At 51.9% G+C, this 22,718-nt stretch carries 22 protein-coding genes and 2 tRNA genes; 3 read left to right on the forward strand and 21 right to left on the reverse strand.

Annotation, left to right across the window (positions count from 1 at the left end; genetic code table 11):
* Positions 1–77: 77 nt before the first annotated feature.
* The 4 genes from smpB to secG all read right to left on the reverse strand — a co-directional run bounded on the left by smpB (position 78) and on the right by secG (position 4,360).
* Positions 78–551 carry an SsrA-binding protein SmpB gene (smpB, locus tag P157_RS0101410; RefSeq protein ID WP_026759438.1) on the reverse strand — a complete coding sequence of 158 codons (474 nt, stop codon included), beginning with the start codon at positions 549–551 and terminating at the stop codon, positions 78–80.
* A gap of 16 nt (positions 552–567) precedes the next feature.
* Entirely contained in the window at positions 568–3,294 is a 2,727-nt protein-coding gene (gene rnr, locus P157_RS0101415; RefSeq protein ID WP_026759439.1) for a ribonuclease R, read from the reverse strand.
* 42 nt (positions 3,295–3,336) lie between these two features.
* The gene (locus tag P157_RS0101420; RefSeq protein ID WP_026759440.1) at positions 3,337–4,071 is read right to left on the reverse strand and encodes an alpha/beta hydrolase; all 735 of its coding nucleotides are present in this window, start codon (positions 4,069–4,071) and stop codon (positions 3,337–3,339) included.
* 61 nt (positions 4,072–4,132) lie between these two features.
* Entirely contained in the window at positions 4,133–4,360 is a 228-nt protein-coding gene (secG, locus tag P157_RS0101425) for a preprotein translocase subunit SecG (RefSeq protein ID WP_026759441.1), read from the reverse strand.
* Positions 4,361–4,741: 381 nt separating this feature from the next.
* Here secG and P157_RS15825 point away from each other — a divergent pair, with 381 nt between their 5' ends.
* Positions 4,742–4,861, forward strand: a complete 120-nt coding sequence (locus P157_RS15825; protein ID WP_143555546.1) for a type I toxin-antitoxin system Fst family toxin — start codon at positions 4,742–4,744, stop codon at positions 4,859–4,861.
* Between the two features lie 134 nt (positions 4,862–4,995).
* Here P157_RS15825 and P157_RS0101430 read toward each other — a convergent pair whose 3' ends face one another.
* The 5 genes from P157_RS0101430 to P157_RS0101450 form a co-directional block, all read right to left on the reverse strand.
* Positions 4,996–5,964, reverse strand: a complete 969-nt coding sequence (locus P157_RS0101430; RefSeq protein WP_196243091.1) for a metallophosphoesterase family protein — start codon at positions 5,962–5,964, stop codon at positions 4,996–4,998.
* A gap of 200 nt (positions 5,965–6,164) precedes the next feature.
* Positions 6,165–6,308 (reverse strand): hypothetical protein, encoded by a 144-nt coding sequence (locus P157_RS15415; RefSeq protein WP_155266683.1) that lies wholly within the window; start codon positions 6,306–6,308, stop codon positions 6,165–6,167.
* A 28-nt stretch (positions 6,309–6,336) separates the two neighbouring features.
* Positions 6,337–6,534, reverse strand: coding sequence for a hypothetical protein (locus P157_RS0101440; protein WP_026759443.1), 198 nt, complete (start codon positions 6,532–6,534; stop codon positions 6,337–6,339).
* A gap of 244 nt (positions 6,535–6,778) precedes the next feature.
* Positions 6,779–6,856: transfer RNA gene (locus P157_RS0101445), tRNA-Arg, on the reverse strand.
* Positions 6,857–6,932: 76 nt separating this feature from the next.
* Positions 6,933–8,429 (reverse strand): oligopeptide:H+ symporter, encoded by a 1,497-nt coding sequence (locus P157_RS0101450; protein ID WP_026759444.1) that lies wholly within the window; start codon positions 8,427–8,429, stop codon positions 6,933–6,935.
* 418 nt (positions 8,430–8,847) lie between these two features.
* Here P157_RS0101450 and P157_RS0101455 point away from each other — a divergent pair, with 418 nt between their 5' ends.
* On the forward strand, positions 8,848–9,234 hold the full coding sequence (locus P157_RS0101455) for a hypothetical protein (protein ID WP_026759445.1): 387 nt from the start codon (positions 8,848–8,850) through the stop codon (positions 9,232–9,234).
* 213 nt (positions 9,235–9,447) lie between these two features.
* Here the strand turns inward: P157_RS0101455 and P157_RS0101460 are convergent.
* The 11 genes from P157_RS0101460 to P157_RS0101510 all read right to left on the reverse strand — a co-directional run bounded on the left by P157_RS0101460 (position 9,448) and on the right by P157_RS0101510 (position 20,493).
* Positions 9,448–9,524 (reverse strand) — tRNA-Arg (locus tag P157_RS0101460).
* A gap of 72 nt (positions 9,525–9,596) precedes the next feature.
* Positions 9,597–10,862, reverse strand: coding sequence for a UDP-N-acetylglucosamine 1-carboxyvinyltransferase (murA, locus tag P157_RS0101465; RefSeq protein ID WP_026759446.1), 1,266 nt, complete (start codon positions 10,860–10,862; stop codon positions 9,597–9,599).
* 116 nt (positions 10,863–10,978) lie between these two features.
* Positions 10,979–12,928 (reverse strand): SpoIVB peptidase S55 domain-containing protein, encoded by a 1,950-nt coding sequence (locus P157_RS0101470; protein WP_026759447.1) that lies wholly within the window; start codon positions 12,926–12,928, stop codon positions 10,979–10,981.
* Between the two features lie 93 nt (positions 12,929–13,021).
* Complete coding sequence (locus P157_RS0101475; protein ID WP_026759448.1) at positions 13,022–14,521, reverse strand: phosphodiester glycosidase family protein; 1,500 nt, start codon at positions 14,519–14,521, stop codon at positions 13,022–13,024.
* Between the two features lie 56 nt (positions 14,522–14,577).
* Positions 14,578–15,024 (reverse strand): rod-binding protein, encoded by a 447-nt coding sequence (locus tag P157_RS0101480; protein WP_037368451.1) that lies wholly within the window; start codon positions 15,022–15,024, stop codon positions 14,578–14,580.
* A 28-nt stretch (positions 15,025–15,052) separates the two neighbouring features.
* Positions 15,053–16,171 (reverse strand): flagellar basal body P-ring protein FlgI, encoded by a 1,119-nt coding sequence (locus tag P157_RS0101485; protein WP_026759450.1) that lies wholly within the window; start codon positions 16,169–16,171, stop codon positions 15,053–15,055.
* Between the two features lie 19 nt (positions 16,172–16,190).
* Complete coding sequence (locus P157_RS0101490; protein ID WP_037368063.1) at positions 16,191–16,796, reverse strand: flagellar basal body L-ring protein FlgH; 606 nt, start codon at positions 16,794–16,796, stop codon at positions 16,191–16,193.
* Positions 16,797–16,818: 22 nt separating this feature from the next.
* Entirely contained in the window at positions 16,819–17,556 is a 738-nt protein-coding gene (flgA, locus tag P157_RS0101495; RefSeq protein ID WP_051598441.1) for a flagellar basal body P-ring formation chaperone FlgA, read from the reverse strand.
* 44 nt (positions 17,557–17,600) lie between these two features.
* Positions 17,601–18,392, reverse strand: a complete 792-nt coding sequence (flgG, locus tag P157_RS0101500) for a flagellar basal-body rod protein FlgG (protein ID WP_026759453.1) — start codon at positions 18,390–18,392, stop codon at positions 17,601–17,603.
* A 123-nt stretch (positions 18,393–18,515) separates the two neighbouring features.
* Entirely contained in the window at positions 18,516–19,316 is an 801-nt protein-coding gene (locus tag P157_RS0101505; protein WP_026759454.1) for a flagellar hook-basal body protein, read from the reverse strand.
* 154 nt (positions 19,317–19,470) lie between these two features.
* Complete coding sequence (locus P157_RS0101510) at positions 19,471–20,493, reverse strand: rod shape-determining protein (RefSeq protein WP_026759455.1); 1,023 nt, start codon at positions 20,491–20,493, stop codon at positions 19,471–19,473.
* Positions 20,494–20,776: 283 nt separating this feature from the next.
* Between P157_RS0101510 and P157_RS0101515 the strand changes: the two genes are divergently transcribed.
* A complete protein-coding gene (locus tag P157_RS0101515; RefSeq protein ID WP_014423306.1) occupies positions 20,777–21,733 on the forward strand; it encodes an L-lactate dehydrogenase in 957 nt (318 codons plus the stop codon).
* A 75-nt stretch (positions 21,734–21,808) separates the two neighbouring features.
* Here the strand turns inward: P157_RS0101515 and sucD are convergent, their stop codons facing one another.
* On the reverse strand, positions 21,809–22,714 hold the full coding sequence (gene sucD, locus P157_RS0101520; protein ID WP_026759456.1) for a succinate--CoA ligase subunit alpha: 906 nt from the start codon (positions 22,712–22,714) through the stop codon (positions 21,809–21,811).
* Positions 22,715–22,718: the final 4 nt, after the last annotated feature.

Raw genomic sequence — 22,718 nt, forward strand, 5'->3', positions numbered from 1 at the left:
CGATACTCTTTCTAAATCATATAACAGAGTATCAAAAAAGGCAAGCAACCGATAAGCTCGTTGCTTGCCTTTTTTCTTTAATAACGCTGTCTATCTTTGAGCGCCCGTTCTACTTCGCGTTTTGCGGCTTTCTCATGCAAATCCTGCCGCTTGTCGTAGTTGTGCTTGCCCGAAGCCAAAGCCAGTTCGAGCTTGGCCTTGCCATTCTTGAAGTAAATCTTGAGCGGCACGAGGGTAAAGCCCTTTTCCCGCGTCTTGGCGAAAAGCTTGACGATTTCGCTCTTGTGCATCAGGAGCTTGCGGGGGCGCAAAGGGTCATGGTTGAAGATATTGCCCTGGTCATAGGGGGAAACGTGCATGTTTTCCACGAAAATTTCCCCGTTCTTAATCATGGCGTAGCTGTCCTTGAGGTTGGCCTTGCCCGCCCGCAGGGATTTCACCTCCGTGCCTTGCAGGGCAAGCCCGGTTTCATATGTTTCATGAATGAAGTAGTCATGCCGTGCCTTGCGGTTTTCGCAGACCACCTTCATGCCGATATTCTTCTTGCCCATTGTATCACCTCAGTTGTTATTTGCTATTGCCCGTGCCGCCTTCAGTCTTGCGGTGCGGACGGGGACGACGCTTGCCCTTGGATTTCTGCGCCTTTTCCTTTTCGGCCTTGGCGGCAGCAGCGGCCATTTCCCGTTCCTTCTTCTCATGGTATCCGGGAGGGTCCGGCCAGACGGCACTGTTGAGCCCCGTCACATAGACCCGATGATAACCGGCCTCTTTGTCGCTGCGGCGTTCCTCACGGTTGCGGCTGCGTCCTTCTCCGCGGAAAGAGCCTGTACCTACGCGGCTTTCCTTATCTGAGCGTTCATTACGGCCCGGACGGCGCTTGCGGTCAGCCTTGGGCTTACGGCTTTCACCCTCGCGCTTTTCGCCCTGCGGCTGGGGCAGTTTTTCCCCGGAAGCACCGCGCTTTTTGTGGCCGTGACGCTTCTTGGCAGGCTTCTGTTCCTTCTGCTTGGTTTCTTCCTCCGTCAGCATGGGTTCTGCAATCAGTTCATCTTCCAAGAGCGGCTTGGCTGCCTTCTTGGGACGAGGCCCCTTCTTCTTGTCCCCTTTGCCTTTTTTGCTGCTATTGCCCTTCTGCGCAGGGCGTTCCGGCACATACTGGCCGTTATCTTTCAACACAAAATCCAAATTCCGTTCCTCCACATTGGCCCGCGCCAGGATTACCTCTACCTCGTCGCCCAGACGGTACTGGGTGCGGGTGCGCTCGCCAATCATTGCATATTGTTCTTCCACATATTCGTAATAGTCATTGGTCATGGTGGAAACATGAACCAGACCTTCCACGCCGTTATCGAGCTCTACAAAGATGCCAAAAGCGGTCACACCGCTGATAACGCCCGTGAATTCTTCGCCCACGAACTGTGCCATATACTCGATTTTCTTCATGTCCGTGGTTTCCCGTTCCGCCTCGATAGCAACACGCTCCCGCTGGGATGTATGGTCGGCGATTTCCGGCAGAACCATCTTGAGCTTTTCCTGACGCTCAAGGGGCAGACTGCCCGTAGCAAAAGTCTCCCTGAGCAGACGGTGAACAATCAAATCCGGATAGCGGCGAATCGGCGAAGTAAAGTGCGTATAATAGCGGGCCGCCAGACCAAAGTGGCCCAGACTCAATTCACTGTAACGGGCCTGCTGCATAGAGCGCAGGGATACCGTGCTGATAATCCGTTCCTCGGGACGGCCTTCAACCTTTTCCAAGACCTTCTGCACATCCATAGGCTTAATCTGCCCGGCCTCATCCCGCTTCACATAGAGACCAAAGGTCGCCAGCAGATTGTTGAGCCGCTCGATTTTCTCTTCGCTCGGCTGCTCGTGAACGCGGTACATAAAGGGCAGATTCTTCGTATCCATATGGCGGGCCACGGTTTCATTGGCCGCCAGCATGCATTCCTCGATAATGGACTCGGCAAGGCTGCCCTCACGCTTGATAAGTGCCACGGGATGACCATTCTCATCCAATTTGACCTTTACTTCCGGCAGGTCAAAATCAATGGAGCCGCGGCGATGGCGCTTGGCCTTCAAGGCATGGCGCAGCTCGGCCAGCGTTTCCAGCATGGGCAGGATGTCACCATTATCGGAAACAAAAGGTTCTGCCTTGTCCACGAGAACCTTGTTGACGATATTGTAAGTCAAGCGGCGGTAAACGTGTATCACCGTCGGAATAATCTCGTAGCTTGTTACCTCACCCTCTGCAGAAATCTGCATTTCGCAGGCCATGGACAGGCGGTCAACGCCGGCATTCAAACTGCAGATGCCGTTGGAAAGTTCCTTGGGCAGCATGGGAATAACACGGTCCACCAGATACACGCTCGTCCCGCGGGCATAGGCTTCCCGGTCAAGCGGCGCATGTTCCCTGACATAATGGCTCACATCGGCGATATACACGCCCAGGAAGAAGGAACCATCCGGGTTCTTGCGGGCATAGACACCATCATCCAAGTCCTTGGAATCCTCGCCGTCCACGGTCACAATCTGCAAATCGCGTCTGTCGCGGCGGCCAGCATATTCGGCCGGATTCGGCTCCGTTTCCGTGGCCGTAGCTTCTGCCTGTACATCCTCCGGGAACGTCTCGGACAGCTCATACTGGCGCATAACGGAGAGCACATCCACACCGGGGTCGCCCACCTTGCCCAGCACTTCAATGACCTCGCCTTCCGCACTGCGGCGGCCGCTGGGCCATTTGGTGATTTTCACGACCACCTTGCTGCCGGTCTTGGCGCCCTTGAAATACTTTTTCGCCACAAAGATATCCTGCGTGAGCTTCACGTTATCCGGCGTTACAAAGCCAAAGGTCTTGCTGCGCTCGAAGGTGCCCACAATCTTTTCATTGGCACGTTCCAGAATGCGGATGATTTCCCCTTCGCGGGAACGCCCTTCCTCCTGCGCAGGCGTGACACGGGCCACCACGCGGTCCCCATGCATAGCCGAGCCCACGGCATTGGCGGGCACAAATACGTCCGATTCATCTTCCGTTTCCCGCACGTCGGGAATGATAAAGCCAAAGCCCTTGGCGGTCATGGAAATACGCCCCACCACCAGATGCATCCGGCTCGGCACACCGTAAAGGTCACTGCGGTTCTTGATAATGGCGCCCTCTTTTTCCAACTCTTCCAGCGCCACCGGAAAATCCACTAATTCCTCGTCCGTCAGTCCCATAGCTTCGCCTAATTCCTCTTCGGCCAGCGGTTTATAGGCGCTTTCCTTCATATAGGCGAGGATTCTTTCTTTTAAGTCCATTTGTTCTCCTTACAAATTTCGATTCTCCCACAGTCGTTCTCTTTAATTCTGCAGGAAGGCCACAGCCTCTTCAAAAACTCTCTCTCTTTCACTGGCCAGCGGCAGAAGATGTCCCGACTCCTCCAGCCAAATGATTCGCGCCTGTCCTTTTACATGGGACAGGATATAATCCGCACTCACCGGTGCGGCAGTATGGTCATCACGACTATGCATGATGAGCAGCGGAGCCGTTACTTCCTCAATGGCTCCCTTGGTCTTTTCGATAACGTCCACCAATTCATGAATAGAGATTAAAGGCATTTTCCGATAAGTACGATTAGCGGCAGGCGGTACGTTCTTCAGACGGCGGCGGGCCTTGGGCACATAGCCGCCATAGCAGGCCTCACGAGGCGGCAGCGCCGCAAGTCCCCGCTCCTCGGGGATAAAAATCGGCGCCGCCAGCGTCACCACATGGGAGACGATTTCTTCCGTGGCCAGAAGCAGGGCAAAGAGCCCGCCCATGGAATGGCCGATAACGGAAATATCCTCACAGTAGCCGGACAACAGGGCATAGCCGTCCCGCACAGAGTCCATCCAGTCTTCCCAGGTCATGTGACTCATATCCTCTACCGTGGTGCCATGGCCTGCAAGCCGCACCCCCAGCACGGTAAAGCCCTGCTTGTTCAAAAATTCCCCCATCAGCAGAAGCTCCGCCGGCAGTCCCGTAAATCCGTGGATAAGGAGCACCCCTTTTTTCCCGCCGGGCATAAAGAAGGGCTCCGCTCCCGGTAGTATCATCCTTTCACCCCCTAAACTTAAATATCCCTGTTCCGGCTAGAGAACAGGGATATTGCCGTTATTAGCTTGTCATTTTGGCAATCACCATGGTGATAATGGCAAACAAGATGGCAAGTACCACCGTCACCCGCGCCAGCAGGGCATCCATCCCCCGGGCCTTGCCGGAGAATACGGTATCAGCACCGCCGCCCATGCCGCCCATGCCAGCGGATTTTGCTTCCTGTCCCAGTACTGATGCGATAAGGCCAATGGCCACAATAGCATCAATTATCATCAAAACGGTAAGCATTAGATAAGCCTCCCTTTAATTACAGTCTCCAATCAATAGTAACACAATTACAAGGGCTTGTGCAAGTTTTTTCTCTATTAGTTTGCGGTGATGAGTTCGAGGCTAAAGGCGCGTCAGGCGGAGAATATCTGCCCTGCGCTATGACTGGGAGCTAAAATTGTTTTTTGCCCTTAACTCACTGACAGGAAAAGCCAAAACTCGCTTCGCTCAAACAGCAGCCTTTTCCAGCCAATACAGCGGTATGGCAAAAAACAATTTCTTCACGCTCCCAGCCATACGCTCCATTCAGACATCCCCCGCCTGACGCTCAATACCGTGCTTTGCACGCAATATTGGCAGAGCATCCTGTCTTTCTTGCTTGGACATATTCTGTTATAATATATGTGCCGCCTCGAAAAAGGAGGTGAGTCTCGGTTGAGTCGGAAAATCGTGGAGTTGATACTAGCTCCGCTGATAGTGGGCATTTTGGTGTCATTGTTCAACTATTGGTTGAATCACTAAAAGCAAAGTAGTAGAGAACACCCCCAGTACTGGCATACTGGGGGTGTTCGAGTCTCGGTTGTTCGTTTTCGTAACCTCATTATAGCACTCCACATCGGGAAAATCAATCATCCCCACCCACGTTTTATGCTCCCTTAAAATGAAAATGTACGTTCCAACGCATCCAGCCACACTCCAGTATTGTAGTCATAGGTACGGATGACAATGCGGTCTTTGTAGATATAAAGTGAATTGGTATACAAATGCCGCGCATCTATTGTCGGATTGTGGATATTGACCAGATTTTCATTGATACGGTTCACGCGGATATCCGCATAGCTGTCATTGGTCGGCGGCGTATGCGTATGGCCGGATATCCAGAGGCTGCCCGGTGGAACAGCAGACAAAATTTCCAAAAGCTTCTGCGACGGCTGCGCCGTAGCTGCCACCGTATTAATCTTCTTACTATACGTGCGCAAAGTTCCCATAATCGGGCCATGGAAAAAGAACAGTATCGGCCCGTTACGATGGGACGCAATCTCCTTCTTCAGCCAGACAAGCTGCTCGTCTGAAATCTCCACCGAACTGTGGCATCCATCCGGGGACAAATATAGCATCCGGCACCGCCCCACATCACGGGCGTAATAAGCCCCAGGCAAATGATACCGCTTTTGAAAAGCTGCCAGCTTTGCCTTTTTCTCGGCCAAAGTCCCCGCTGCTAATTTGTGCTTTTTGCCCTTCTTCGTTTCAACCGGCTCGTCCTTATATGCATAGTCATGATTGCCCGCTACAGCATAATAAGGAAATTGCAGCTGTCCCAGATAATCATCTACCACACGGAATTCTTTCTCATTGCCATAACGGGCAGCCAAATCGCCTAACAAGGCCACCTCATCCACATCCGCCCACGCATTTACGGTTTTTAGCAGGTTTTGTTTTTTCGCCCAAATATCGGCCTGTGCTTCCTTGTTCGGAAATTTCTTCACCCGCACAGGCAGATGCAAATCGCTGATAAGCAGAATGTGATAATAATCCCGCCCTTCGGCAAAGCCCAAAGGCATTCCGCCCATAGCAAACCAACCTAAAAAAGCAACTGTAGATTTTAGGAAATCTCTACGTTTCATGGCAAAATCGCTCCTTATAAATACAAAAGCTTTAATTCCATGTTTGGTTTTCGTACTCCCATTATAGCCCCTCCGCATCAGGAAAATCAATCATATGTATCGGATGGCGTATCCACCATGCAGAGCTGTGTTATTCGCTAAAAAAGAACAGCTACTGCACACATCACATTTATGTGCAGTAGCTGTTGGGAAGCTGCTAATCAGGTAATATCTTTTACGAGCTCGTAAGTATCTTCAACGATGTTTTTAAGATCGTTCCACCAGCTGCCACCAGACACATTGTCCAGTTCCATAATCTCCAGTTCTTTCTTCTCCACTACGTTAAGTTCTTTCTTGTCCATCATTTTGAACATCCCCTTTCTATTGATATTGTTATTGGATAGGATTTACCGTATCATACACGAGCTTCATGCCCTTCCAGGTCACTTCCACCGCTTCGTTTGTAACATCTTTAACGCCATCCCAGACATCTTCTACAACATTTTCAACCTCATCCAAAAGGTCACCAAAGAAATTACCACCAGCCACTGTGTCCAATTCCATTAAGTTGAGTTCTTTCTTGTCCATCATTTTTTGACAACCCCTTTCTGTTGTGCTTAGTTGACTTTGTTTACCTTTGTCTATACTTACGATTGATAAGGTCAAGCATTACAAAATTTTTTCCAATATCGCACACACCGGACTCGATGCTGCTATAGACAAATTCGCTAAAGCCGGCTTAGTGGCTTGGGACGCAATCAATGCACGACGGGGTGGGATTATTGACAAAAAACCTCTATTCTTCTTAGAAGAATAGAGGTTTATCATTTCATTATGGTGACCCAGGAGGGACTCGAACCCCCGACCCTTTGATTCGTAGTCAAATACTCTAATCCAACTGAGCTACTGAGTCATTGGTTAACTGCTCTCGCAATCAACAGAAATCATTATAGCGTTTACGAGAGCAGGTGTCAATACTTTTTTTGAAATTATTTTTCCAAAACTGCCTCTGCTTCCACTTCAGCTTCTGCATCATCCTGTTTATTGATCAGGCGATTAAGCAGGGGAACTGTCAGGGCCATAACCAGCGTTACGCCCAGCGTAACCATACCAATCTGCGTGAACACGTCAGAGTAAACGCCCAGCGTCAGCACAGGGTCGGTTACATCCTTCGGCACAGCCGTGAGGCTGGCTACCCAGCCGCCGATGATAGAAGAAATAGCCGTGGTCAGGAACCATGCGCCCATCAGGAAGCCGATGAGTTTCTGCGGCACGAGTTTGGAAATCATGGAAAGGCCCAGACCGCTGATGAGAAGCTCGCCAATGGAGCTCAGGAAGTAGGAACCTACCAACCACCAAGCCGATACAATACCTGCTTCGCTGGCAAAGTTAGCCGAGAAGCCAACCACAAGGAAGGAACCTGCCGTCAGCAGCATGCCCAGCGCAAACTTAGCCGGCATCGAAAGGTCTTTGCCCTGGCTGCCGAAACGGGAATAGAAGTATGCCAAAACCGGGCTGGCCAGCATAATCCAGAACGGATTGAGGGTCTGGAACACCTGCGCATCAGGGATGTTAATGCCCATAATGCTGTGTTCCACGTTTTTAATCGCAAAGAAGTTGAGCGACGTCGGCATCTGATTATACAGCGTGAAGAACACGATAGCTTCCACAATCAGAATCATAGCCGCAATCATATGGCTGCGGGTAGCACCAGAAGACTGGAAAATCATCTTGATGAATACACCGTACACCAGAATACCAATGATAAGGAGCAGCCAGTGTGCTACGGACAGATGGCTGAGCAACCAGCTGGATATAAAGGTCATAGCCACAACGCCAGCAATCGTTGCCAGGAGTTTCGGCATGGACAGTTTTTCAGCACCTGCCGGAGAGTCAATGCCGCGTACCAGATGACGGAAACTTACGAAGCCGCCAATAGCCAGCACCAGCCCCATAGCGCAAATCATAAAGCCCAGGTCAAGGCCGTACTGCGCACCAATGATAGGCACGAGCAGCATGGAAACGAAAGAACCGATATTTACGGCCATGTAGTACATGGTAAAGGCACTGTCCAGTTCTTCCTCTGCACCTTCATAGAGTTTGGAGAGCAGGGAGGACGGGTTTGCCTTGAAGATACCATTACCGCAGGCAATAGCACCGAGTGCCAGGAACACCATATCCTTGTTGGTACCAGCCATGCCCATCATGAAGTAACCAATCATGAGCACCGCTGCGCCCAACGTAATCGTGCGCTGGGTCCCTAGCACTTTATCGCCTAAAAAGCCGCCAATGGATACATAACCATATACCATGGCGCTGAATGCACCAAATACTACGAAAGACTCTGCATCTTCCATGCCCAGGCTCTTAACAAAGAAACCTGCCAAAACGGCCTGCAGGCCATAAAAACCAAACCGTTCCCAAAACTCCAGGAAGAAAAGCATATTAAACGCCTTTTTACGGTTCACCGGTTGCGTTCCAACCATAAAACATTCTCCTAACTTCTTACAAATTACACATACAACAACGCATTTCCCACAATGTTTGTTACGAGTAGACATTATAGCACAAATTTAAGTATCTGCAAACCACCCGTAAGTGTAAAAACTGTTACATGGACAACTATACATTTTTTGCCTCTGTATTTCAAAGACATTTGTCTTTATATTAAACTACTATCCAATCATCATAATGCCACATCCTCATCCAAGGAAATATATGCTATAAAAATAACACAAAAAATTTATCGTATATGTAAAGATGTATTTTTATCACTACAAGGCCATAAAATGTCCACAATCTGTATACACTACCCCCGCCTGCAAATTGACATTTGAAGGATATTTGTTACAATAATAGCGGACATGCAGTCCATTACTTTATTGCAGAAAGAAAGGTTTTATCATGCTCTACATCGTTACCTGTCTTATAACAGAGGAAGCCAGTACGGAGTTTTCCATCATTGGCGCCGCCGCCGACAAAAAAAAGGCCGCCGCTATGGCCGCCGAAATTTACAAGGATTATAACAAGGTTGCATCCTTCCAGAATATCGAAATGATTACGGAGTGGCTGGCCACCCGCAGCAGCTATTCCTTCCGCAAAGACAAAAGTCATCGCCTGCAGCTGGCCATCACTGAAGTGGATGCCGAAACGGAAACCGCCAATAAGCAGGTAATCTTCTCTGCCGCCGCTGAACAGGACGAGCTCATGCGCAAGGTCAGCCAGGCACTCTTTGAGGGCAAACACACCGCCGAGCGCGGTGGCGAAGTGCCCTCCTGCCCGATAGGTTAACCAACCCACCGCCTCCACGGCCATATGTGCTAAACACATATAAAAAGCCAGCCCGTGTGACTGGTGATGTTTTTCCGCAGCTTTTGACAAGCCTGTCTATGGCGAAGGAAAAATATTACCAGTCACACGGGCGTCTTAGTACCACAATGTAAATGATATAAACTATGCAATATATACACTAAACCCGTCACCGGGCATCTTTTGCATATAAACTGGTGCGATTGGCGCGATTCGAACGCGCGACCTGCCGCTTAGGAGGCGGACGCTCTATCCAACTGAGCTACAACCGCAACATAGATTAGTATAGCAGAAATCCTGCCAAATGAAAAGCCTTGCCGCAAAATCGGCAAGGCCTTTCTATTTTAGGAATCCCGGCGGCAGATATCTGCGCCCAGTCCTACTAATTTATCTACTAAGTTATCATAGCCACGGTCGATATGATGGATGTAGCCCACCTGGGTTTCCCCTTCGGCTACGAGACCAGCCAGCACCATAGCAGCACCGGCGCGCAGGTCAGTGGCTTTCACCTGACAACCCGTCAAGGTTTCCACGCCCTCCACCACAGAGGTACGGCCATCAATCTTGATGTTGGAGCCCATGCGCTTGAGTTCATCCACATGCATAAAGCGGTTCTCGAACACCGTTTCCGTCACGAGGCCAGTGCCCTCCGAGATAGCCAGCATAGCCATAAACTGCGCCTGCATATCCGTCGGAAAGCCCGGATACGGCATGGTCTTGATATCCACGGCCTTGGTCCGCTTGTCGCAGGTCACGCGGATGCCATCCACATCTTCTTCAATGGTAACGCCAGCTTCCTTGAGCTTGGCGATAACCGGTTTCAGATGTTCGCTGATGGCGTTTTCGATATAGACATCCCCCTGCGTCATGGCAGCGGCTACCATATAGGTACCTGCTTCAATGCGGTCAGGAATGATGGTGTAATCACGGCCTGTCAGTTTGGGCACACCTTCGATCTTGATGACGTTGGTACCCGCACCGCGAATCTTAGCGCCCATCACATTGAGGTAATTGGCCAAATCCACAATTTCCGGTTCCTGCGCGGGATTTTCCAGCACCGTAACACCTTCTGCCATGGAGGCAGCCATCAGAATGTTCTCCGTAGCTCCTACGCTGGGGAAGTCCAGATAGATTTTCGCACCTTTGAGGCCTTCCGGAGCCGTGGCTTCGATAAAGCCGTGGCCAATCTTAATCTTGGCTCCGAGGGCTTCAAAACCTTTCAAGTGCAGGTCGATGGGACGGGTGCCAATGGCACAGCCGCCGGGCAGGGAGATTTTCGCCTGTCCGCAGCGAGCCAGAAGCGGCCCCATAATCAGGAAAGATGCCCGCATCTTGCGCACCAAATCATACGGCGCTTCGCAGCTGCCGATTACCGTGCTGTCCACATTCAGCTGATGCTTTTCCTCATCAAATTCTGCCTTGACCCCTAATTTCTTCAAGACCTCGGTAATGGTGTGTACATCTTCCAGAGCCGGGACTTCGTCCAAGAGGCTTGCCCGCTCCTGGCCCAAAAGGGTGGCTGCAATGATGGGCAGCACCGCATTTTTGGCCCCGCTGATTTTTACGCGCCCTTTAAGTGGACGTCCCCCATGTATAATCAACTTTTCCATTAAGTTCCTTATCCTCCTAGTAGTCATGCTCTTCAAAAAGCACCAACCAATAGTTTACCATTAACCGTCAGTCTTTACAATAGGTTAGTTTTACTTTTGCCCAGGAACGCTTCCCCTTAGCGTTCCACTATCAGCGAGGCATGAATCACATTGTCAATGATGTAGCCTGTTGCAAATTTCGTCTCGCCCGGAGTCACCGGTTTCTTGCCCAGCTTGTCGAGGTTGCTGACCCGCTCTTTGCTCTGCTGCATAGCGGCCTGCTGCGCCTCCTGCATGGCACCCTTGCTGACCGGTTTCTGTACCTGTCCCGGAGCAATGACGATTTCATTGTTCTTGCCGGCTCTTTCCAGCTTTTTCAGTTTATCTTCCGTGGTCTGCTTGTTGTCGCCTTCGCTGACCACATCCACGCCGGACTGCTGCAGGAGCATCAGCGTGGTGACAGGCACCAGCCCGCCGCCCCGAATATCCAGATTCAGCGTACCGCTGGGCTGTGCCACGGGTACCGTGTACGGAATAATCAACGTTTCCTTGGCTTTGCGATAGGGTTTGATGGTGGTGGTGAATTTCACCGTCTCACCGGGTTTGACCTTTTTCTTGTCCGGTACGGCCGAAATCAGCGAAGCCGTTTTGCGGTCGCCGTCCACGGTAATGTCCACCTGTACATCGATGATGTCCGATTCCTTGTCGGAATTCTGGCAGATGGTGCTCATGGCCTGCATAAGCTCTGCCATGGCAATCTGGCCTACATCCGCCGTGTTATAGAACATATTATCTCTTGCGACCACACCATCCTTCACCGCATCAGTACGAATCTTGAAGCCGACTTTGGCTGTGCTGCCGCTGAGATTATCGCTAGTCTTGGAAAGCGCCGCATAGGCAATACCCCCGGAAAGCTGCGGCAGGAAATCCTCATCATAGGCAATCCGTGCACCGTAGTTTTCACTGCGGGAAAGGCCGTTGTCCTTGACATTGACCTTGATGGGAACCACCGATGGGAACTGTCCCAAAGTCCCGGCAATGCCCGTAGCCCGGTCCTGACTAATACGGCCGATGATATTGCCGATATTGGCCACCTTCATGCCGTTGCTCTGACCGCTGATGGTGCCCACTACAGTGGCATCGGTCATAAAATAGTTCACATTGCCCCGATGGAGGAAGGGATGGCCAAAGGCCAGAATCCGCTTGCCGTCCACGGCCGTAACCGTGCCCGTAGCACCTACGGCAAAGTCACCATAAGTAACCGCCACGCCCACTGCCGAGCCCGGTTCGAGCGTTGCATGGTAGTCGGTCTTATTCATATCCGCTGCACTCGGTGCGCCCATGGGCAGGAACTTGTAACTGCCCTGCGGGTCAATCTGGCGCTTCAGAAAATCCAAGCCTGCCTGATTGAAGCCGGAAAAATACATGACATCCTTGGGTTCTGCGTTGGCATCTGCATTCTTTTCCGCATCGGAAGCAGGCTGTTTTTCCTTGCCCTTTTCCTTATCAGCAGCTACTGCCGCCCGCGCTCTGTCCAGAAGTTCATCCCCATAAACTTTCTTATCCTGGGATTTAGCCCGTTCTTCCTGCTTTTTCTTCTTCTCGGCCTCAGCCTTTTCCCGCGTTTCCGCCGCTTTCTTGATATTTATCGTGGAAATATGCGTCTTGTTCTTCTTGTCCGGCATGGACCAAAGGGGCAGCATCTCATCAATCGGCGTAATGAAGAAGGTATACGGCGTCATATCCTTGATACCTGCCGCCACGGCGCCGATAAGATAGCCATCCACATAGACCGGACTGCCGCTCATGCCCTGCAGGATGCCGCCGGTCTGCTCAATCACAGGGCCGGAAGCCTTAGCCATAATCATGGGCTGGGAGCCTTTGCCGTTGTCCATATTGCCCACGATATCCACCTGGAAATTCCGCAGCTCGCCGCTACTGTCAATCACCGTGTAGGCCGTGCCCGACATCCCTTCCGTTACCTGACTGTGGGGCAGTATCGGGTCCATAGCCATCCCTGCAGTCGGCGGCACAGCCAGCATGGCCGCCATTCCTAAAGCAGCCACTTTCCTTATATATTTACGCAAAACAATTCACCTCATTTGCTCGCTTTTAATCATTATTTTTTTATTATATCGTGATTAAGACGTTTTTGCCATAGGCACAAAGTCCCATTCGGATTATTTATTGGTGAGAACCAGTGCCGACCCCACGGAACGCTCATGGCCATCACTCGGCGAGTTCTGCAGTTGGCCGCCCACTACCAGAGCGCTGGAACCGCCGCCATCCAGATTCATGGCGTCCTTGGCGCCCATCTTCACCAGCAGTTTTGCCCAATCGGTGAGGGTCAGGCCCTTGCTGCTCGCCTGGCGGCCATCTACCACGCCAAAGAGGTAATTGCCGTTTTTAAGGATGGCCACTGCACTGCGGGGAGCACGCCCATAGCGAATATCCGAGGGGAACTGTTCGGCTCCAGCCGTTACGTTCACCTGACCATTCTGCACCAGACGCGGGCCGGCGCCCATGATTTCCAAAGCCTGATTCCAGGGAGCGCCCAGTTCCTGGGAGATAACCGCCCGGTCTCCGACCTTGACTCCGGCAAAGGCATCTGCAACCTTACCATGCACCGATATCACGCAGCCATTCTTGGGAATTACGGAATTGCCCGTGTTGATGGCCGTTACCTTGCCATTTACCACGGTGTATTCGCGGCCAAACTCATTGGTTCGCGTACGGCTGCCGTACCAGTGATTGTAAACGGTCAGATTGTCCGCACCGCGCTCCGCATCCACACCGGATATCGGCTGTGTCACTTTTCCCAGAGTTACACGGCCCGTGTAGGTGACCTGCCCCATGAAGGGCTTGCCGTCCGAGCCGATGCCCAGCGCGGTGCGCCGATAATAAGTAGTGCCTGCCATATCGCCATCAATCTTCACCATGCCGATGGCATCGCCATTGCCGGCAAAATAGGTGGCATTGACGGCCGCCACCGCATCCGTCATATCGGAGATGCCACTGGTGGTCTGCAGCCCCGGCACCCGCCCGCGAGCCAGTACCGGCTTAATCTTATAGAGATTCTTGTCCGCTTCGATAAAGTACGCGGAAATCTGCCCGGCATCATCCCAGTAGACATACTCACGGCTTGCCAGTCCCGGCGCCACCATTTCCGTATACAGGCCATCATAATGGAGATTCATCACATTGCCACCGGTAATGGTCGTGCCCGGTTTCTTATTGGTACCCGGCTTAACCTGTCCCGCAGGTTTCTGCGCCTGCTTGCGATTGCTTCCCGCTGCCTGCGGCAGTATATCGATAAAGACGCGGGCAGGATTCGCAAGCTTTGCCACCTTATAGGTCAGCCCGGGCTTCAGCCGCACCGACACCAGAAGATGCCCGTTCTTCTCCGTATAGGACACCTTCTCAATGCGGGAGCTGGAGAAGGATTTTTCATCAATACTGCGCTTGTCCGCATTGTAAAAGTCCAATGTCACCGTCCGCTTGTCGCTGGAAACCGTCACATTGTAGCGGGGCATTGCTGACCAGTCAAAAACCACCCGGTCATGTGCCGAGCCGGAATGATAGCGCACGGAATTGAGGTCCGCTGCCTCAGACCAGGCAGGAACACCTAATAAAGATACGGCCAATGTCAAAGCCGTCAAATTGCGTTTATTGAAAAACAAAATATGACCTCCCTAAATAGAAATCGGGACGGCCCTTTCACCGTCCCGCCTTCCATTCATTTTATCACATTTTGCGCTGCATTGCGACTCTCAACCTGCGGTTTGAGCTGTTTGTACATCATATCCGCAATACCAATGCCGCCGCCCGCCGCCACGTTCTTCATCAGTTCGTCATCCCGCATATCCTGAAAAATTTTCAGGGCATGGGACTCGCCGAAAAGTGTGTTTTCCGGCACCGTGGCCCGCATTTGGCGATACATCATATTGAGAAAGATGGCTTCAAAGCCCTCGCAGGCTTTTCTAAGTTCTTTATCCCGCTTTTCCATGGCCTTGGCTTCCTGAAGAGCCGCTGCCTCCTTGGGGTTCAAGGCTTTTTCTGCCCGGCCCTGTACCTCCTCAAGAATCTTGGAGAACTTCACCGAGTCAGCCGCGGCTTTGGCCGAATTATAACTGGTGTTGCCGCTCCCCTCCAGACCTGGCGCTGTAAGTGGTCCTATCTGCATTGCCATCACCTGCCTCCTGCAAAGAATCTTAAATCAGCTGCAGGTCTGCATGAATAGCCCCAGCGGCCTTCATTGCCTGCAGGATGGAAATAATATCTCGTGGGGTTGCTCCTACTGCGTTGAGCGCCCCGACAATATCGTTGATATTGGCCGTAGCCGGCAGTACCACGGTGCTGGCCTTATCCTCCGTCACGGTCACATCCGTATTCTTGGTCACGATGGTAGTACCATAGCTGAAGGGGTCCGGCTGATTGGCATTTTCGTTTTTCTGCACCCGGATGGAAAGGCCGCCCTGCGTGATAGCGATTTCGTCCACCGATACATCACCGCCCATGACAATGGTACCCGTGCGCTCGCTCACCACAATCTTGGCCACATTATCCGGTATAATCGGCAGTTCCTCAATGGACGCCACAAAGCCCACGACATTCCCACGGAAATAGGAAGGAATGTTTAGGTCAATACGCCCGGGGTTCACGGCATGCGCCACGTTCCCATACTGGGAGTTGATGGCTGCCGCCATGCGGGTTGCCGTGGTGAAATCCGGATGGGCGAGGGACAGCGAAATACGCCCGTTAGTGCCCAAATCATCCTCCACCGTCCGTTCCACGATAGCCCCATTGGGCGTCATGCCCACCGTGGGAAAGTTCTTGGTTGCCGTGGAATTATTGCCTCCACGGCCAGCCTGAAAGCCACCGGTAGAAACAGGGCCCTGTGCCACGGCATAGACATTGCCGTTGCCCGCCTTCAGCGGCGTCTGCAGGAGCGTCCCCCCCTGGATGCTTTTCGCATCGCCCAGGGACGATATCGTCGTATCAATCGTATCCCCCTCACGCACGAAGGGCGGCAAGGTAGCCGTTACCATAACCGCTGCCACATTGGAGGATTTCAGGGAACCCTGATTTACCGCCACGCCGTAAGTCTTCAGCATATTTACAATGGACTGTACCGTTTCCGTGGATTTATTGGAATCGCCGCTGCCGTTAAGCCCTACCACCAAACCATAGCCCATGAGCTGGTTGGAGCGGACGCCCTGCACCTTGGCAATATCCTTTATTCGTGTCACCGCATTATCTGCCGAAGCCAGCGAGGGGATTCCCCCTAAAACCAACGCTCCGGCCAATAAACAAGCCAATACTCTTTTCATAAATAGCCTCCGTATCCTGTTAGAACAAGAAGTTGAATATCTGCGTCAAAATGCCCTGCCGCTGTTTCGCGTTCAGGGGGCCCTTGCCGTCAAACCGCACCGTGGCTCCCGCAATCTTCGTCGAGGAAATGGTATTGTTGGCGGTCACATCTTCCGGACGGCATATTCCCTTGAAGGTAATCTTGTGTTCATTCTTGTTATTCCAGATGGACTGGGTGCCTTCCAGCACCAGATTGCCGTTGGGCTGCACATCCACCACCGTCACCGTCACATTGGCACGGGTGGTATTCTTGGATGAAGCCGCCCCATCGGCATTAAAGGAATCCGAACCGCCAATGGAAGCCGCTTTGATGAAGTCAAAAATGCCAATACCAGCATTCACAGATGACTTTCCGCTCTTGCTGTTGGAAGTGGAGCGGGTATCCGAAATGCTAGTGGACTCACTGATGACAATGGTGAGGATATCCCCCACATCCTGAGCCTTGCGGTCAGCAAAGACACTGCGAATCTTGCCTCCATCTGCCGCCCATAAAGACTGCGCATCTACCGTAGCCGGAGCCAATGCATAGAAAAGGCCTCCCGCCGCCAGAGCCAGAGCAATCTGCCGCTTATATTTATTCTTCATAGTCACTACCTGCCTTTTTCTGTCACTCTATCTCCACGGTCGCAGCATCCACTACCTTGCCCTGCAGAATCCGGGAGGAATTGGCATTGCGTACCTTTATCCTGCCCCCCACACGGCCCTTCTGCATGGCAATGCCATTGGCACTGACCTCTATGCCCTTATATTTGGTCACGAGTTTTACAGGCGTGCCCGCCTGAATCACCACGGGATTTTGCAGCATATTCTGCTCCAAGGGCTGTCCCATATGGATATAACGCACAGGAACCCGCCCGGCAATTTCCTCAAAGGAGGAAAGATAGCGGCCCTGTCCGCCATGGACTTCCCGCTCCTCCAACCGCACAGCATTCGGCGCGATGGCTTTTTCTAAAGCCAAATCCGCCCCCGCCACCAGCACCTTATCAAACACCTGTACCCGGTAATAGCAGACTACCTGACGGTAGAGTTTTTCATCCAGTAACAGGCGAATATGAACCGGCTGAACATTGCCGTAACGCAAAGGCCCGGGAAGTTCTGCCTCATAGCGCAGTTTCCCGGCCGGCAGCCGCAAATCACTGGGTGCATTGGTCAGCGTCAGCACATGCCGCCGCTTCTCCCCGGCTTTATAAAATTCCAGTTCCAGCTGCTGCCGCGCAATCCCTGCCAGCTTCTGGGAACTTATCATCTGCGGGAAGACTTCCGCCTGCATATGGCCGCCATAAACAGCTTCTGCCTGCGGCGAAAAAGCAAGGGCTAACAGACAGAAGAAGCCACTCCATAGCATACAGAGTATGCTGCGAATGGCTGGGCGGCTCCTCTTAATATTCATCAGCGTTTAAGCCCGTTGGCAATTTCCAGCATGGAATCGGAAGTGGTGATAGCCTTGGAATTGGACTCATATGCACGCTGGGAAACAATCATATTGACCATTTCCTCCACAATCTGCACATTGCTCATTTCCAACGTGCCCTGGGTAAGCGTTCCTGCCCCGTCCTCACCAGGATTGCCTTCAATAGGCTGACCGGATGCTTCCGATACGATAAAGAGATTCTTGCCAATGGCCGTCAGCCCCGCAGGATTGACAAAACGAGCCAGCATAATACGCCCCACATTCTGCTGCGTACCGCCTGCCGGCGTTTCCGAAACCTGACCATCGCCAGCAATAACAATGGAGTCCACTGGCGAATTTTCATTAAAGGTAATACCGTCTGCCAGCAGATAGCCGTCAGAGGTCACAAGGCGCCGCTGGGAGTCCAGCTTAAAAGAGCCATCACGGGTATAGCCCGTGGTGCCATCCGGCAAAGTCACGCGGAAATAACCTTCCCCCTGAATGCCCACATCCGTAGGATTCTCCGTCGTCTGCAGTGGCCCCTGGGTGATTACGCGCTGCGTAGCCGCAACACGGGTACCCAAGCCAATCTGCAAGCCGGTAGGATACTGATTATCCTGCCCGCTCTGTGCCCCGGCATCCCGCAGGGTCTGATAAATCAAATCCTGAAACTCCGCCCGAACCTTCTTGCCGCCATATGTATTTACATTGGCAATATTATTGGCAATAACATCCATATTAGTCTGCTGCCCCTTCATCCCCGAAGCTGCCGACCAAAGTGCTCTCATCATAACGAGCTACCTCCTTACACCACAAAACGATAATGCTATATCGTTGCCCAGCGCCCAAGAAAAGTCACACCTCGAACCTCTCCAATATATATCGAACAAATCATCAAAAAACTTAAATAAAAATCAGGTTAAACGACCTACATCATTAACCGATTTATCCAGCATCGCATCCTGGGTCGTAACCGCTTTGGAGCCGGCTTCATACATGCGGTAATTATTGATGAGTTCCACCATCTCCGACACCACATTGGTATTGGAGCGCTCCAACAGTCCCTGCTGAATCTCCCCTGTCGCAGGTGCAGGCCGCGCGCCTTCCTGCGGATAATAGAGGTTATTTCCCTGTTTGAGCACCGCCCGCCGATTGTCGAACTGCACGAACTGCAGCTGCCCAATCTGCACATTGTCGGCATAGACTTCCCCTTTGCTGCCCACCATGATGCTGACCGTGTCCTGCGGGATAGTGATGCCGCGCCCGTTGCGCCCGAGCACCGTCTGACCATTCACGGTCTGAATCTCGCCTCGGGCCGATTTATAGAAGTTGCCGTCACGGGTATAACGCACCCCGTTTTCCGTCTGAATGGCAAAATAGCCGTTGCCGGAAATGGCCAAATCCAAAGGATTTCCCGTGGTTTCAAAAGCCCCCTGGCTGTGCTCGGTGGCAATTTCGTCAATATAAGACCCCAGCCCCAAAGTCCCCACCACAGGATACTGCTCCCCGACATGGAACTGCTTGAAACTGGTTACATCATTATGATTAATTCCGTCGTTGATGCGTTTAATCAGCATGGGATGGAACTCCCGGCTGATGGCTTCATCCCGTTTGAAGCCGGTGGTATTGGCATTGGCAAGGTTGTTTGCCAGCGTATCTGTGCGCTTGCTCTCGGTAATCATGCCCGTGCCTGCAGTATATAGGCCACGCCACATAGTATAATCCTCCCTTAAAACCTCATCCGTCTCGCATATGCTCGACACCGTCCCCATAGAGGAAGACATTTCCATACTTCTTCTTGCCTGTATATTTCGCGCAAAAAGGCGAAACTCCTTTCGAGTTTCGCCTTTGTCAAAAAAATATATTTTTTTATCGTCCAGTCTTTACATTGCGGGCTTTGCCGTCAAACTTATTAAAGCTGTCCAGAGCCATGCCGCAGCCGATAGCCACGCAGCTCATGGCATCTTCTGCCAGGGCCGTGGGAATATCCGTTTCGCGGCGAATCAGCTCGTCCAGACCATAGAGCATAGCGCCGCCGCCCGTGAGCACAATACCGCAGTTCATCACGTCTGCCGACAATTCCGGCGGCGTGTCCTCCAGCACCTTCTTGACGCAGTTGACGATTTTCGTCACGCTGTCATGGGTGGCTTCTGCTGCCTGTGCCGTGGTAATCTGCACATTCTTCGGCAGACCGGAAAGCATATCGCGGCCGCGCACATCCATGATTTCATTGCGTGCACCGGCAAAAGCCGCGCCTACACGCATTTTGATTTCCTCAGCGGTACGCTCGCCAATCATGATGTTGAATTCCTTCTTCACGAAAGCGGTGATATCCTCATCGAACTTGTCACCGGCCACACGGAGGGAGGCACTCGTCACAATGCCGCCCAAGGAAATCACGGCGATATCCGTAGTGCCGCCGCCGATATCCACGACCATGGAACCACGCGGTTCTACGATATCAAGCCCGGCGCCCAAAGCAGCGGCCAGCGGTTCTTCAATGAGCTGGGTATGACGCGCACCAGCCTGCTCAGCAGCTTCCTGCACCGCACGCTGTTCCACCATGGTGCAGCCTGAAGGAATGCAAATCATGATGCGGGGACGGAATACGAAACGGCGGCCCACCACCTTTTCAATGAAGTGGCGCAGCATGCTCTCCGTGATGTCGTAGTCGGCGATAACACCTTCCCTCAGAGGGCGGATAGCCACGATATTGCCCGGCGTACGGCCAATCATCTGGCGTGCTTCCTCACCGATAGCCAGCACCCGGTTCGTATCGCGGTCCACAGCCACAACCGAGGGTTCCCGCAGCACAATGCCCTTGCCCTTTACATATACCAGCACGTTAGCCGTGCCCAAGTCAATACCAATATCTAAAGACATGCCAAACATATGTCAAACAATCTCCTTCCGAAGTCAGCCAATCAAAGTAACAATCTATAATATATAATAAATAACCTGCAAATACAACCGCCTCTTATAAAAAATCTACGGCTTTCCCGCAGGTCTGACGAATTTACACATTTTCCCGTCATTTTTGACAGTTACACTAATTTTGCGAAAAATATTGCTTTTGTTTCTTTGCAAATACTTATTGACACCAGGTATTAATAGTGCTACCATTAACACGACTTAGGGATATATTTCACAATTTGATTCAGGGGGTAATAACAAAATGAACAACAGAAGAAAAATCGTCGTCATCGGCGCCAGCAACGTTGGCTCCGCAGTTGCCAACAAAATCGCTGACTTCCAGCTTGCTACGGAAGTAGTCCTCATCGACCTCAACGAAGACAAGGCTTGGGGCGAAGCTAAGGACTCCAGCCATGCAACGAGCTGCATCTACAGCACGAACATCAAGTTCCATCTCGGTGACTATGAAGACTGCAAAGATGCAAACATCATCGTTATCACGGCAGGCCCGTCCATCCGCCCGGGTGAAACTCCGGACCGCCTGAAGCTGGCTGGCACCAACGCTAAGATCATGAGCTCCGTAATGGGCGAAATCGTTAAGCGCACGAAGGAAGCTATGATCATCATGATCACCAACCCGCTTGACGTTGCTACTTATGTTGTTTCCACGCAGTTCGATTATCCGCGCAACCTCATCCTCGGTACCGGTACGATGCTCGAAACCTATCGTTTCCGTCGCATCCTGGCTGACAAGTACCAGGTTGACCCGAAGAACATCAACGGTTATGTTCTCGGTGAACACGGCAACGCTGCTTTCGTTGCTTGGTCCACGACTGGCTGCGCTGGTTTCCCCATTGATGATCTGGATGAATATTTCCATCGTACGGAAAAACTCAGCCACGAAGCTGTTGAACAGGAACTCGTTCAGGTTGCTTACGATGTTATCAACAAGAAGGGCTTCACGAACACCGGTATCGCTATGGCTGCTTGCCGCTTCATCAAGTCCGTTCTCTATGATGAACACACCATCCTGCCCTGCTCCGCAGTTCTCGAAGGCGAATATGGCATCAAGGATGTGGCTCTGTCCATTCCTCGTATGGTTTGCGCTGATGGTATCATGCGCTCCTTCGAAGTTCACCTCACTGACGATGAACTCGAAAAGATGCACAAAGCTGCTCAGAGCGTTCGTTCCGCTCTCGATGGCGCTGGCATCAAATAATTTCATTTGTTGCTTATATGCAGACAATAAAAATCGCTGGACTTTCGTCCAGCGATTTTTTATTGTCCTTATTTATCAGCAAGTATGGCACTCGTCGTAAATGCCCGCTTTTTTCAGCGTATCGACAACGGTTGCGCCGATATGGGCAACGGTGTCGGCTACTTCAATACCAACGCCGTTGAGGGCCTTAATCTTATCGGCAGCTGTACCTTTGCCGCCGGAGATAATTGCACCGGCATGGCCCATGCGTTTTCCCGGAGGCGCCTGACGGCCGGAGATAAAGGCAGCTACCGGTTTGTCCGGCATGTTTTCCTTAATCCATTTGGCGGCGTCTTCTTCAGCCGTACCGCCGATTTCACCAATCATCAGCACAGCCTTGGTTTCGGGGTCATTCTTGAAGAGTTCCAAGGCATCGATAAAGTCCGTGCCCTTGACCGGGTCACCGCCGATACCGATAGCAGTCGTCACACCAATTCCGGCATTCATAAGCTGAAAAGCTGCTTCATAAGTCAAGGTTCCGGAGCGGGAAACGAGGCCTACATGACCTTTTTTCTGGATATTGCCCGGAATGATACCGAGTTTGCATTCATCCGTGGTCAGAATGCCCGGGCAGTTCGGCCCAATCAGGCGGGTCTTCTTGCCTTCCATATAGCGGCGGACTTTGACCATATCCTGTACGGGAATATGCTCCGTAATGCAGACTACCAAATCAAGACCGGCATCCACACCTTCCATGATGGAGTCAGCGGCGAACCTTGCGGGTACATAGACCACGGAGGCCGTAGCCCCTGTTGCGTCCACTGCGTCCTTAACGGTGTTGAATACGGGAACTCCTTCTACAACTTGTCCGGCTTTGCCCGGCGTTACACCAGCGACAATCTTCGTGCCATAGGCCAGCATCTGCTTCGTATGGAAGGTAGCCTGTTTGCCCGTAATGCCCTGTACGATTACCTTTGTATCTTTATTTACTAAAACACCCATTTAG

This window comes from Selenomonas ruminantium AC2024 (assembly GCF_000687995.1).
Lineage (GTDB): Bacteria > Bacillota > Negativicutes > Selenomonadales > Selenomonadaceae > Selenomonas_A > Selenomonas_A ruminantium_B.